Source organism: Paraburkholderia madseniana, from assembly GCF_009690905.1.
GTDB classification, from domain to species: Bacteria; Pseudomonadota; Gammaproteobacteria; order Burkholderiales; family Burkholderiaceae; genus Paraburkholderia; species Paraburkholderia madseniana.
The window spans coordinates 16,395-30,230 of record NZ_VOSW01000016.1; the positions used below are offsets into that span (position 1 = coordinate 16,395).

Below are 13,836 nucleotides of genomic sequence, written 5' to 3' on the forward strand. Positions count from 1 at the left end.
CTTACCTCACGAAAATAACGCGTGGCAGGCTTGCCTGCCGGGTCTGTTGTTCGCCGCTGTCCTTCCGGCTGCACCAGACGATCGTCTCGCTGACCTGCTCGTCCACCACCGTGCTGAATGTGTCGCCGGCAAGTTGCAAGTAAGCGACCAGTTCAGCCAAACCTTGCTGCAGAGGCTGAGTGTCGCAAAGCTCGCGCAGCGTCACTTGCGAACGGTCCTGCAGAACATGACGGATATGCCATACCAGTCTGGCTTTGTCGACTACGACCTGGGAGTACAACGCCGCGGCGTCGATGTCGGCATCACCGGCCTCGATGGTGATGCCGGCAATGCGCGGTTTGAGGCTCGGGGCATAGAGTGGCCGCTCCATCGGCAGTTCGATCCCGGCTGCCGTGTCGGCGATAGTCATGACGTCCCCGGCTGTTGGCGTGTCTCGCAGGGCGAGCGCTTTGGCTTCCACGCCATGCAGGATATCCATGATGCGGCGGTTTTCAAGCCATGCCTGATCATCGAGAAAGCGCCGCAACTGCTGCGATAGAAAAGCGACGGTGCGCTGCGTATGCTCGCCCGCTTCCAGCCAGTCGTAGTGAACCCGCCGTGTGCGCGCATCGGGTTTGAGTTCCGCCACGGGCGGAAGCGCCAGCACGCGGTCGAGCAACAGGGTCAGTTCTTCCTGGCGACTGCTCGACATCAGAAAGTCCCAAAACGCCCTGAAGCTGCGCCCCTGATCCGAGTCGGCGATCGCATCGCGCTCGCCCATGATTTCCTCAAGCAGTTCGCCCTTTGCTCCGTCCCACAAAGCAATGCGCTCTCGCACCCGACGGTCGAGACCGCGAAAATTGTGTTCGACTTCGCGGAAATCGGTCAGCAGTTCGCGTGCGATCGCTGTGAACTGCTGGAAGCGATCTTTCAGCGCCGTGTCATCCAGAAGCGAAATGTCTCCGGATTCCGCACGGGCGATTTCCGCATCGATCTCGGCTCGGCGCTTATGGAGTTCGGCAAGACGTGTCTCGGGGTCGCTTTCGCTGCCTTCGCTCATCTGTTTGAGCAATTCGAACAAGGTAAGCAAGCGCGATTCAGTACCGACGAAACTACGTTCCGTCAATGTGCCAAGCCACGCAATGGCCTTTTCTGTTGCGGGCGTGAGATCGAAATGAGGTTCATCCGAATCCTGACGGTAAAACTTGCGTAACCAGCCTTTGTCGTTGGCGGCCCAGTCGTTCAGATAGTCGGACGCAGCTTTTGGAAAGGCGGTGGGACCGAGCTGCTCGCGCAGTGCATACAGTTCGTCTTCCAGCGCTTCGGCCAGGTCCGCTTGCGATATCACGCGCACATTGGGCGCTGTGAAAGTGCGATGCAGAAAGCTTGCGACAAGCGGCGCATGATCCGAGCGCAACAGCCGCCATGCCGGATGGTTCTGGCGTAACGCGTCGAGCGTGGAATAGTCGAAGTTCATGGGGCAAGGATGGCAAAAGCGGAAACGAACGGTGTCGCGAAACGCGATGATAGTCTAGCTTTTTCGTCTCCCATGCTTTGTGGGTTTCGACGTGCGGTTACGTTGGAAACCTTGCTGCTTATGAAGCTGTCCGCCTCGGCTTCGCCACCTCATCCCACTCGATCCGCTCGGGAAATCGGTCGCTCGCAAGGCGCCTAAGCCCACGGGCAGCGAATAGCTTCGTTATTCTCCGCATTTTTTGCGGAAAATAATTGATATCTGCGGGAAAAGTGGGCCATAATCTCCGCATGAATCGCGGAGATTGGTTATACATCTGGGAATCCCCCGAATGGCCCGCATGGCGCTATGACTTGTCACGCCTTGTGGTACCGCTGGCGGAAGTTTCCCGAGCTCAAGGCTTGTTGCTGGGGCGTCTTGCCGATGTCGGCCTGACGTTGCGCGACGAGGCCAGTCTGGACGCGCTCACCGAAGACGTCATCAAAACCAGCGAAATTGAAGGTGAACGGCTGAATATCGCCTCGGTACGCTCGTCGATTGCGCGCAAGCTCGGTGTCGATATCGGCGCGCTCGCGCCGATCGACCGTCACGTCGAAGGCGTCGTGGAAATGGTGCTCAACGCCACGCTGCTGTGCGCGAACGAGGTCACGCGAGACCGTTTGTTTGCGTGGCATGCCGCGCTTTTCCCGACGGGTTTCAGCGGTATGGCCCGGATCCGCGTAGCGAACTGGCGTGACGATTCCACCGGCGCAATGCAGGTCGTGTCTGGCCCAATCGGCCGGCAAACGGTTCACTTCGAGGCGCCGCCCGCCGCGCGGCTGGATTCGGAAGCTGACCGCTTTCTCGCCTGGCTCAATGATGATTCGGCCGATCCTCCGGTTCTGAAGGCAGGGCTCGCCCACCTCTGGTTCGTCACCTTGCATCCCTTCGACGACGGGAATGGCCGCATTGCAAGAGCCATCGGCGATTTGCTTCTGGCACGCGCCGATGGCAGTCCGCAGCGTTTCTACAGCTTGTCGGCACAGATCCAGCGTGAGCGCAAAGACTATTACGACATCCTCGAACGCACGCAAAAAGGCACGCTTGATGTCACCGAGTGGTTGGCGTGGTTCCTCGGTACCTTGCATCGCGCAGTCGACAGCGCGCAACTCACGTTGAACGCGGTGTTGACGAAGTCCCGCTTCTGGCAACGCTGGGCAGGTTCACCGTTTAACGAGCGGCAACTCAAATTGTTGAACCGTCTGCTCGACGGTTTTGACGGCAAGTTGACCAGCAGCAAGTGGGCAACCATTGCGAAGTGTTCACCTGATACCGCGTTGCGCGATATCAGCGAACTGGTCACATTCGGCGTGTTGAAAAAATCAGCAGCAGGTGGCCGCAGCACGTCGTACGAGTTAGCGGATTGAGCGTCCCTAAGTAGCCGCACTTATCCACACCCCCCTCTGGACAACTTTTGTACAAACTACCTGACACGTTGTGGGCGAAACTTTGATAAACCGGCGACCTCGCCAGGTCAGTCCAAAGTTTTCCCTGGCTCCCCGGTCCTGTTCGCCCACCCTCCGCAGGGTTATCGATTCCGCATCCCCTTGATCGGTAAACGAAGATCCAAGTTATCCACAGCAAGGCGAGGTGCTTGTTAACTATTACTACGTATACATATACAAAGACTATAAAAACCAGAGACGCATCCCCAAACCCCGCTGCGTAAACATGCACAAGGCAGGCAAAACAACCGGAACCAACCCAAACCCCTCAAACCAACGGCAAACAAATCTCCGTCAACAACTCAGCAGGCGCAGTCTCCTTCGGACTATTCAAATACTCCTCGAACACCGGCGCATCCGCAGCCTCACGGCCCGACTGCACAAGCCACGTCCCATACAACCACTCATAAGCCGCCCGCATATCGCTATACGGCCCCTTATGCCGCAACACCGCGTACTCCCCGCCCTTCACATGCGCCACCGAAACCGGCGGACTCACCGTCACCGAAGCCTGCACCGGATGCGGCAACAACACCCCAGCCTTCGACCGCAACTCATCCTCCGCAACAACACCAGGATCGTCGTAGTAAATCCCGATCATGCGCATCTGTCCCGCCAGCAAATTATGTTTCGCCAACCAGCCGAACAGCCCATCGAACGCCTTGCCGACCTGCATATACGGCCCAACGTGATCCACCGACAAAACCTCCATCGGCTCCACGCTGCGAATCACCACTTCACGCATCGTCATTTGATCGTCTCCTGAAAGTGCCGGACGAAACCGGCTATGCGTACCCTGCTTGCGATACTGCGCGGGCGGAATGCCAAAAACCGCGCGGAAGGTGCGAGTGAAAGACTGCAAACTGCTATAGCCCGAGCGCTCGGCAATCTCAGCGATCGGCATCGAACCATTCGCCAGATATCCCGCGGCGCGATGCAACCGCAAACGCCGCACAGTCGTTGCCACCGTCTCGCCATACATCGCCTGAAAGATGCGATGCCAGTGATACGGCGACATGCAGGCGATTTGCGCGAGACGATCGATATCCAGCGGTTCGTCAAGATGGTCGTAAATATGGTCCAGCACGCGACCAAGCCGCGTTTCGTAGCGCGCACGATTGTCCGATTGGTTCATGACTAAGTGGCCAACAAAGAGAAGATTGCTGAAGGGATGCGAACCAAAGTACCACGTCCCCATTTACCAAATCCTGCGAACTTCGCCAAAGCATTCGTGAACGGAATTAAGCACCCACTGACACAATCACGCCCGAACTTTGCCGAATTTCGATAACACCTCGAATAATGGCTCACTACCATCGACTGAAGCCTGTCCGCCCATGCACCGCAAAGCCTTGCGGCGTCGAGCAAGCGACAACATCAGGAGCGCCCGATGAAATCAGAGTCCAAAAATCAGCACGTCGGTAAATTCACGCATCACGAGTTGAAGCAGACGCTCGGCACGTGGCAACTGTGGGGGATCGCGGTCGGTCTGGTCATTTCCGGCGAGTATTTCGGCTGGAGCTACGGCTGGGCGAGCGCCGGCACGCTCGGCTTCGTCATCACGGCGGTTTTCATTGCCGCGATGTACACCACCTTCATTTTCAGCTTCACCGAACTCACCACGTCGATTCCGCATGCGGGCGGCCCGTTCGCCTACGCGCGCCACGCTTTCGGCCCGACCGGCGGTTATCTGGCGGGCGCGGCAACGTTAGTCGAATTCGTGTTTGCACCACCGGCGATTGCGCTCGCGATCGGCGCCTATCTGCACGTGCAGTTTCCGGGTCTCGAACCGAAACATGCGGCGATGGGTGCGTATCTCGTCTTCATGGCACTGAATATCGTCGGTGTGCAGATCGCCGCGGCCTTCGAGTTGTGTGTGACGCTGCTCGCGATCTTCGAATTGCTGGTGTTCATGGGCGTCGTGTCGCCGGGATTCCAGTGGTCGAATTTCACGAAGGGTGGCTGGTCTGGCGCGGACACCTTCAGCATGGGCTCGTTCCATGGCATGTTCGCAGCGATTCCCTTCGCGATCTGGTTTTTCCTCGCGATTGAAGGCGTGGCGATGGCTGCCGAAGAAGCCAAGAACCCCAAGCGTTCGATTCCGATCGCCTATGTCGCCGGTATTCTGACCTTGGTCGTGCTCGCCATCGGCGTGATGGTGTTCGCAGGCGCCGCCGGCGACTGGACCAAGCTGTCGAACATCAACGATCCGCTGCCGCAGGCCATGAAATTCATCGTCGGTGAACATAGCGGCTGGATGCATATGCTGGTGTGGCTTGGCCTGTTCGGGCTCGTCGCGTCGTTTCACGGCATCATCCTCGGATACTCGCGGCAGATCTTCGCGCTGGCTCGCGCCGGTTATCTGCCGGAGTGGCTCTCCAAGGTGCATCCGCGCTTCAAGACGCCGCATCGCGCGATCATCGCGGGTGGTGTGGTCGGCATCGCCGCGATCTATAGCGACGAGCTGATCCAGTTCGGCGGCCAGACGCTGACGGCGAACATCGTGACGATGTCCGTATTTGGCGCTATCGTGATGTATATCATCAGCATGTTGTCGCTGTTCAAGCTGCGTCGCTCGGAGCCGAACATGGAACGCCCGTTCCGCGCGCCGCTATTTCCGTTCTTTCCGGCGTTCGCGTTGGTGGCGGCGGTGATTTGTCTGGCTACGATGGTCTATTTCAATTTCCTGGTGGCCATCGTGTTCGCGATTTTCCTCGCGCTCGGCTACGTCTACTTCTTGTTGACGCGCCATCAACGCGAAGCAGCGCCGTCGGACGCTTTGCTCGAAGAGTGACGGATCGAGCCGCTGCGTAAGCAGCGGCGATGGAGTCGTAGAGATGAGCTACACCGAGATAATCGGCAGCCGCACGTATCGCTTTGCCGACCTGAAAACCTTGATGGCGAAGGCCAGTCCGCTGCGTTCCGGCGACCAGCTCGCGGGCGTCGCGGCGGCGAGCGAAGAAGAGCGTGTCGCGGCCAAGATGGCGCTCGCGCAGGTGCCGCTGCGCACGTTTCTCAACGAAGCGCTGATCCCGTACGAAAGCGACGAGGTCACGCGTCTGGTGATCGACGATCACTCGCCGCAAGCGTTCGCTGAGATCTCGCATCTGACGGTCGGCGATTTCCGCAACTGGCTGTTGAGCAGCACGACCGATGCGGACGCGCTCACGCGTATCACCGCCGGCCTCACGCCGGAGATGGTTGCGGCCGTTTCGAAGCTGATGCGCAATCAGGATCTGATCGCGGCGGCGCGCAAGCGTCCGGTGATTACGCGCTTTCGCAATACGATCGGCTTACCCGGTCACATGTCGGTGCGTCTGCAACCGAATCATCCGACCGACGATGTCAAAGGTATCGCCGCATCGATGCTCGATGGCCTGATGTACGGCTGCGGCGATGCGATGATCGGCATCAATCCGGCCAGCGACAATCTTGCCGCGATCACCAAGCTGTTGCTAATGATCGATGACTTCCGCCAACGCTATCAGGTGCCCACGCAATCGTGCGTGCTGACTCACGTCACGAACACGATCGCGGCGATTGAGAAAGGCGCGCCGGTCGATCTGGTGTTTCAGTCGATTGCCGGAACGGAGAAAGCGAACGCGGGTTTCGGTATTTCGCTTGCGCTATTGCAGGAGGCGTATGAAGCAGGGTTGTCGTTGAAACGCGGCACTGTCGGCAATAACCTGATGTATTTCGAAACCGGGCAGGGCAGCGCCTTGTCGGCCGATGCGCATTTTGGTGTCGATCAACAGACATGCGAAGTGCGCGCCTATGCGGTCGCGCGCAAGTTCAATCCGTTTCTGGTGAACACGGTGGTCGGCTTCATTGGACCGGAGTATCTGTACGACGGCAAGCAGATCACGCGCGCGGGCCTTGAAGACCACTTCTGCGGCAAGCTGCTCGGCGTGCCGATGGGTTGCGACATTTGCTATACGAATCACGCCGAAGCCGATCAGGACGACATGGATAACCTGCTCACGCTACTCGGCGTGGCGGGCATCAACTTCATCATGGGCATTCCAGGTGCGGACGACGTGATGCTCAACTATCAAAGCACGTCCTTCCACGATGCCCTTTACGTACGCGACGTGCTCGGCCTGCGCCGCGCACCGGAATTCGAAGAGTGGCTGGAGTCGATGCAGATCACCGACGCGCGTGGCGCTTTGTTGAGTGCATCGTCACAGCAACCTCTGCTGGCAGGCGCGAATGACTGGATGGGCATCGCATGAGCGACTTCCTCGAAAAGAATCCATGGAACGCGCTGCGCCAGTTCACCAACGCACGCATCGCGTTGGGCCGCGCGGGCAACAGTCTGCCGACGGCTCCGTTGTTGGCGTTCAACCTGTCGCATGCGCAGGCACGCGATGCGGTGCATCATCCGCTCGATACGGACATGCTGCACGAACAGTTGCGCGCGCAAAGTTTCAGCACACTGGATGTGCATAGTGCCGCGCCCGATCGCGAGCATTATTTGCGGCGCCCGGATCTCGGCAGGCGCTTGAGCGATGAGAGCCGCGCAGCGCTTGGACAACTCAAGGTGGATTCACCCGAAGTGGTCTTCGTCATCGCAGATGGTCTCTCTGCATTCGCTGCGTCGAAACAATCGATTCCGCTGCTGCAAGCCGTTTGCACGAAACTCACGGATTGGAAGATCGGCCCGGTAGTAGTCGCACGTCAGGCCCGCGTCGCGCTCGGTGACGAAATCGGAGAACTGCTCGATGTCAAACTGGTTGTGATGCTGATCGGCGAACGACCAGGTTTGAGTTCGCCCGATAGTCTCGGCATCTATTTGACTTACGCGCCGAAAGTGGGCTGCAGCGATGCGCAACGCAACTGCATTTCCAACGTGCGTCCCGAAGGTCTTAACTACGAATCAGCCGCGCACAAGTTGCACTACCTACTGACGCACGCAAAGCGCTTGGGTCTAACGGGCGTTGGTTTGAAAGATGATAGCGACACGCTGCTAGCGAGTACGCCGACAACACCGGCAGTCGGCGACGACTCAATTTAGACATGATATAGAAACGCTAAGCATCCGCCCGTTCCACCGGATGCGTTTCCAACCACGCGTTCTCTTCATCCTCGAAGAGCCGCGAGCGTGTCAAAAACCGTAACCCGCTCGGCCGCTCCAAAGAAAACATCCCGCCATTCCCCGGCACCACATCGATGATCAGTTGCGTGTGCTGCCAGTATTCGAACTGCGATTCGCTCATATAAAACGGCACGCCGGCAATCGTGCCGAGTTTCACATCGGACGAGCCGACCATGAACTCACTCTGAGGGAACATCATCGGCGCGCTGCCGTCGCAGCAACCACCGGATTGGTGAAACAACACGGCCCCGCGTTCGGCGCATAGCTTGTCGATCAAATCGACCGCAGCAGGCGTCGCGATCACACGGGCTACTTCCTTCTCATCAGCCATCACATGCCCTCGTTGAAAAAGAGCGAGCCGCGTAATGCGGCTCGCTCGAACAGAATTGCTAACGCCTCGTAAAGCTCAGAAGAAACCGAGCGGCTTATCGCTATAGCTAACGAGCAGGTTCTTGGTCTGCTGATAGTGATCGAGCATCATCTTATGATTTTCGCGGCCGATACCCGATTGCTTGTAGCCACCGAACGCAGCATGTGCCGGATACGCGTGATAGCAGTTGGTCCACACGCGGCCCGCCTGGATCTGCCGGCCGAAGCGATAGGCGCGCGTACCGTCGCGTGTCCATACACCGGCGCCCAGACCGTAGAGCGTATCGTTGGCGATTTCGAGCGCTTCGTCTTCGTTCTTGAAAGTCGTCACGGAAACGACCGGCCCGAAGATTTCTTCCTGGAAGATGCGCATCTTGTTGTGGCCGCGGAATACGGTCGGCTTCACATAGTAGCCCTTGCTCAGTTCGCCGCCGAGCGTATTGCGCTCACCGCCGATGAGACATTCCGCACCTTCCTGCTTGCCGAGATCGACATACGAGAGGATTTTTTCAAGCTGCTCCTGCGAGGCTTGTGCGCCGATCATCGTCTTCGTGTCGAGCGGATGGCCTTGCGTGATCGCCGCCACACGCTTCAACGCGCGCTCCATGAAGCGGTCGTAAATCTTTTCGTCGATCAGCACACGCGACGGACACGTACACACTTCGCCCTGATTCAGCGCGAACATCGTGAAGCCTTCGAGCGCCTTGTCGAAATAGCTGTCGTCCGCGTTCATCACGTCGGCGAAGAAAATGTTCGGACTCTTGCCGCCGAGTTCGAGCGTCACCGGAATGATGTTCTGGCTTGCGTACTGCATGATCAGGCGGCCGGTCGTCGTTTCACCCGTGAACGCGATCTTCGCGATGCGCTTGCTCGACGCGAGCGGCTTGCCGGCTTCGAGGCCGAACCCGTTCACCACGTTCAGCACGCCTGGCGGCAGCAGATCGTGGATCAGTTCGAGCAGCACGAGAATCGATGCAGGCGTTTGCTCGGCCGGCTTCAGCACGACGCAATTGCCGGCGGCCAATGCAGGCGCGAGCTTCCACACGGCCATCAGGATCGGGAAATTCCACGGAATGATCTGGCCGACCACGCCGAGCGGCTCATGGAAGTGATACGCGACGGTGTCGTCGTCGATCTGGGAGAGCGAGCCTTCCTGCGCACGCACGGCGCCGGCGAAATAGCGGAAATGATCGATGGCTAGCGGGATATCGGCCGCCATGGTTTCGCGTAGCGGCTTGCCGTTGTCGATCGTTTCAGCCACGGCGATGCGTTGCAGGTTCGCTTCCATCCGGTCGGCGATACGGTTCAGGATGTTCGCGCGATCGGTGGTCGACGTCTTGCCCCACGCTGCCTTCGCACGATGCGCGGCGTCGAGGGCGAGTTCGATATCGGCTTCGCGCGAACGCGGGATCGACGTGAACGGCTCACCGGTGATCGGCGACACGTTGTCGAAGTACTCACCGCCTACGGGCTTCACCCATTCACCGCCGATAAAATTCCCATACTGCTTTTTGTACGGAAATTCGGTAGTCAGAAACTGCATCTCTGCGTGATTCATCTGTGTGCTCCTCACATGTTTGAATGGGCTATATTCGGCGCGATATTTCGCTGGCCGCGACAGACTAGAGCCAGAATTGTGCCAATGCACCGCGCTGGTGAGCTGTGCACGCGCAGCAGGCACGCCAGCAGGCACGCCAGCAGGCATGGGGCGCAGACCTGTTCACCTTGTCAAACGATGAGCGTCTCGTTTCTGATCAGTGTGCGCAGCCCTGTTCATGAATTGAACAGGGCGTGAGCATGTGCTGTCGCGATCAAAGCAAGGTAAGCGGAGAATCCGTTCGGCATGAGAATTGCCTTCCAGATCTCCTCAATACTTCGATTTCGTAGATCCGGTATGACGATTGAACTCCGAAGCGACAGCCTGACAGCACCGACGCACGCGCAGCAGCCGAGCTTTTGCGTGCAGACCTGTGTCGCCTACGACGCCGACGAGCAGGCGCGCAACCTCCACGGCTGGAGCCAGACCTACGACCAACTGACCGCGGGCCGCTTCGTCGGCGGTTTGACGGAGTTGTGCCTCGACCACATGCAGGTGTTCGTCGAAACCACCAGCCACACGCTGCGACAGACCTGCGAAGTGCAGGAGGACGCGTACTGGTTCGGCATTCCGACTTGCCCCGAGGGTTCCGGTCGTATCGATACACAGGTGATCGCGGGCGATGCGCTCGCATTTCGTCCGGGCGGGATCGAATTCGAATTACTGACTTCGGCGGGCTACGAGATTTTCGGTGTGGTGGTGAAGGGTGAAGTGCTGCGCCGCTATGCGGCCGAAGTGGAGCGGGTCGGTCTGGCCGACCATCTGCCGAACACGGAAGTCGTGTCGATCGGCACGGCTCGCAAGGAGCGCTTGTGCGCATCGCTGCGCCAGCTTCTCGACGACGGGGCGGCGAACGGCGCGCCGCTGTCCTCGTTCGCACGGAACAATTTGCAGGCGTCGGTGCTGGCGTCGTTGTTCGACGTCGGTGCGTTACCGGCCAATGGGCAGATTGAAATGCCCACGCGTGGGAGGCGTCAGTCGATCGTGTCGGAAGCGCGCGAGTATGTTCTGGCCCATCGCGACCGAGCGATCAATGTGCCGGAGTTGTGCGAGCGCTTGCATGTGAGCCGACGCACGTTGCAATACTGCTTTCAGGACGTGTTGGGCATGGCGCCCGCCACGTATCTGCGCACGATCCGCCTGAATGGCGCGCGACGCGATCTTTGCAACGCGTCGCGCGAATCGCGTTCAGTTCAGGATGTCGCCGCGGCCTGGGGCTTCTGGCATTTGAGCCAGTTTGCAACCGACTACCGGAAGCTGTTCGGCGTCCGTCCATCGGAGACACTGAAGGCCGCCAACGGACGCATCGACGGACGCGCGTATTTGTTCGCGCACTGAGCGTGCCGGCGTCGCGACGTTATTTGCGCAACAGCCTCAAACCATTCGCCACCACCAGCAGGCTCGCGCCTACATCGGCGAATACGGCCATCCACATCGTGCCCAGACCCATCATCGTCAGCACGAGGAAGACGCTCTTGATGCCCAGCGCCAGCGTGATGTTCTGCACCAGCACCGAATGCGTCGCCTTCGACAGGCGGATGAACTGCGGAATCTTGCGCAGATCGTCGTCCATCAGGGCGACGTCGGCGGTTTCGATCGCGGTGTCGGTGCCCATCGCGCCCATCGCAAAGCCGATCTCGGCGCGTGCTAGTGCCGGGGCGTCGTTGATGCCGTCACCGACCATGCCCACCGTCGCGCCTTGCTGCGACCACTGCGCCACCGCGTTCAGCTTGTCTTCAGGCAACTGATTGCCGCGTGCTTCATCGATACCGACTTGCTGCGCGATCGCGGCGGCCGTGTGCGGGTTGTCGCCGGTGAGCATGGCGGCCCGCACGCCGAGGCGCTGCAACTCGGCAATGGCGGCGCGGCTCGTGTCCTTCACCGTATCGGCGACGGCGAACAGCGCGAGCACGCGTTCGGCATCCAACAGCATCACGACGGTTTCGCCTTGTCCCTCGAGCGTATCCAGCCGCGCTTCGAGCGACGTCGAGCAGCGTCCGAGTTCTTCGACCAGCCGATGATTGCCGAGCCAATACGGCAAGCCGTCGATGTCGCCGCGCACGCCGCGACCCGCCAGTGCCTCGAACGCATCGACCGTGGTGCTGGCGCTAACGATGCCGTCGTTTTTCGCCGCTGCCGCGATCGCCATCGACACCGGATGATCCGAGCGGCCCGCAAGGCTCGCCGCGAGCGTCCTGCAACGAACGACATCGACGTCGGCCAGCATCTCGAACTCGGTTTGCACCGGCTTGCCGTGCGTGATCGTGCCGGTTTTGTCGAGCGCGAGCCGGCTCAGCTTGCGGCCCTGTTCGAGATAGGCGCCACCTTTGATCAGGATGCCTTTGCGGGCGGCAGCAGCGAGGCCGCTGACGATCGTCACCGGCGTCGAGATCACCAGTGCGCAGGGACAGGCGATCACCAGCATCACTAGCGCCTTGTAGACCCATTCGTGCCACTGTCCGCCGAACAGCAGCGGCGGCAGCACCGCCACGGCGAGTGCGGCAGCGAACACGATCGGCGTATAGACGCGCGCGAACTGATCGACGAAACGCTGCGTCGGCGCTTTGGTGCCTTGCGCTTCCTCGACCGCGTGGATCATGCGCGCGAGCGTCGTGTTGCTGGCCGCGGCCGTGACGCGATAGTCAAACGATCCGGCCTGATTGATCGTGCCGGCGAAGACCGCGTCGCCCATGGTCTTGTCGACGGGCAGGCTTTCGCCGGTGATCGGCGCCTGATCGACGCTCGAGCGGCCCGCGACGATTTCGCCATCGAGCGCGATCCGCTCGCCGGGCTTTACGCGTACCAACGCGCCGAGCGCGATTGTCTTGAGGTCCATGAGACGCCAACTGCCGTCCGCTTGCTGCACGCTCGCCTGTTCGGGCGTGAGCTGCATCAAGCCTTGGATAGCATTGCGGGCGCGGTCGAGCGACTTCGCTTCGATCAGTTCGGCAATCGTGAAGAGCACCATCACCATCGCCGCTTCCGGCCACTGCTGCAGGATCAGTGCGCCGGTTACGGCAATGCTCATCAGCGCGTTGATGTTGAGGTTGCCGTTGCGGATCGCGAGCCAGCCCTTCTTGTACGTCGTGAGGCCGCAGGAGGCGATCGCGAGGAGCGCCAGACCCGCTGCCAGCCAGACGGGAGCGCCAAGCCAGCCGGCAGCCTCTGAGCCCACCGCAGCGATGCCTGCGAGCGCCAGCGGCCACCACGGCTTGGACGGCGCACGAGGAGCGGCAGTTACCGTGTCCGGGTTCGCGTCTGCCAGTTCAGGCGTGAAGTCGAGCGAACGGATCGCGGCGAGGATCGTTTCCAGGGCGTCCGGCGCGTGGACGACGGTTAGCACGCGCTGCATCAGGTTGAAGTCCATGCTGCGCACGGACGGCATGCGGCTGAATTTCTTGCGGATCAGCGCTTCTTCGGTCGGACAGTCCATCTGCATGATGCGAATTGCGGTGCGCAGGTCGCTGCCGACGGCTTCCGATTGCGGGAGCTTGACCGGCGCGGCTGCAGCGTGCGCCGTTCCGCAGCAGGCTGCCTCGGCGTGGCTGTGGGCGTGACCGTGCCCGTCAGCGTGTTCGTGCGCGTGGTCAGAGCCATGCGCTTGATGGTCATGACCGCAGCTTTCACCGTGCTCGTGGGCATCTTCACGAGCACCCGCTTCGTGGCCGTGACCGCAGCTTTCGCTATGACCGTGACCCTCCGCGTTTTCATCCGGATGGCCATGGACATGCCCTTCATGCCCATAGGCACAGGCTTTGGCCCGTTCCGGACGGTCGGCTTCGGCAAGGTTGGCGTGAGGCATGGGTGGCTTCCTGGTTCGATTTGTGGTCTAGTAAAC

The 13,836-nt window shown here is 60.1% G+C and carries 10 protein-coding genes; 5 read left to right on the plus strand and 5 right to left on the minus strand.

What is annotated here, in order from left to right; all coding sequences use genetic code 11:
* Position 1: 1 nt before the first annotated feature.
* On the minus strand, positions 2 to 1,456 hold the full coding sequence (locus tag FSO04_RS10545; RefSeq protein WP_154559644.1) for a DUF3375 domain-containing protein: 1,455 nt from the start codon (positions 1,454 to 1,456) through the stop codon (positions 2 to 4).
* 287 nt (positions 1,457 to 1,743) lie between these two features.
* Between FSO04_RS10545 and FSO04_RS10550 the strand changes: the two genes are divergently transcribed.
* Positions 1,744 to 2,859, plus strand: a complete 1,116-nt coding sequence (locus FSO04_RS10550; protein ID WP_154559645.1) for a Fic family protein — start codon at positions 1,744 to 1,746, stop codon at positions 2,857 to 2,859.
* 346 nt (positions 2,860 to 3,205) lie between these two features.
* Here FSO04_RS10550 and FSO04_RS10555 read toward each other — a convergent pair whose 3' ends face one another.
* The gene (locus FSO04_RS10555) at positions 3,206 to 4,072 is read right to left on the minus strand and encodes an AraC family transcriptional regulator (RefSeq protein WP_154559646.1); all 867 of its coding nucleotides are present in this window, start codon (positions 4,070 to 4,072) and stop codon (positions 3,206 to 3,208) included.
* 255 nt (positions 4,073 to 4,327) lie between these two features.
* Between FSO04_RS10555 and eat the strand changes: the two genes are divergently transcribed.
* From eat to eutC, 3 genes are read left to right on the plus strand one after another with little or no spacing between them, the layout of a single operon-like run.
* A complete protein-coding gene (eat, locus tag FSO04_RS10560; protein ID WP_154559647.1) occupies positions 4,328 to 5,731 on the plus strand; it encodes an ethanolamine permease in 1,404 nt (467 codons plus the stop codon).
* Between the two features lie 43 nt (positions 5,732 to 5,774).
* Positions 5,775 to 7,169, plus strand: coding sequence for an ethanolamine ammonia-lyase subunit EutB (locus FSO04_RS10565; protein ID WP_154559648.1), 1,395 nt, complete (start codon positions 5,775 to 5,777; stop codon positions 7,167 to 7,169).
* Positions 7,166 to 7,951 carry an ethanolamine ammonia-lyase subunit EutC gene (gene eutC / locus FSO04_RS10570; RefSeq protein ID WP_154559649.1) on the plus strand — a complete coding sequence of 262 codons (786 nt, stop codon included), beginning with the start codon at positions 7,166 to 7,168 and terminating at the stop codon, positions 7,949 to 7,951. Before FSO04_RS10565 ends, eutC begins: the two co-directional genes overlap by 4 nt.
* Before the next feature lie 16 nt (positions 7,952 to 7,967).
* Here eutC and FSO04_RS10575 read toward each other — a convergent pair whose 3' ends face one another.
* Entirely contained in the window at positions 7,968 to 8,363 is a 396-nt protein-coding gene (locus tag FSO04_RS10575; RefSeq protein WP_154559650.1) for a DUF779 domain-containing protein, read from the minus strand.
* 75 nt (positions 8,364 to 8,438) lie between these two features.
* A complete protein-coding gene (adh, locus tag FSO04_RS10580; RefSeq protein ID WP_154559651.1) occupies positions 8,439 to 9,959 on the minus strand; it encodes an aldehyde dehydrogenase in 1,521 nt (506 codons plus the stop codon).
* Between the two features lie 336 nt (positions 9,960 to 10,295).
* Here adh and FSO04_RS10585 point away from each other — a divergent pair, with 336 nt between their 5' ends.
* The gene (locus FSO04_RS10585) at positions 10,296 to 11,336 is read left to right on the plus strand and encodes a helix-turn-helix domain-containing protein (RefSeq protein ID WP_154559652.1); all 1,041 of its coding nucleotides are present in this window, start codon (positions 10,296 to 10,298) and stop codon (positions 11,334 to 11,336) included.
* Between the two features lie 19 nt (positions 11,337 to 11,355).
* Here FSO04_RS10585 and FSO04_RS10590 read toward each other — a convergent pair whose 3' ends face one another.
* Complete coding sequence (locus tag FSO04_RS10590; protein WP_233464811.1) at positions 11,356 to 13,800, minus strand: heavy metal translocating P-type ATPase; 2,445 nt, start codon at positions 13,798 to 13,800, stop codon at positions 11,356 to 11,358.
* Positions 13,801 to 13,836: the final 36 nt, after the last annotated feature.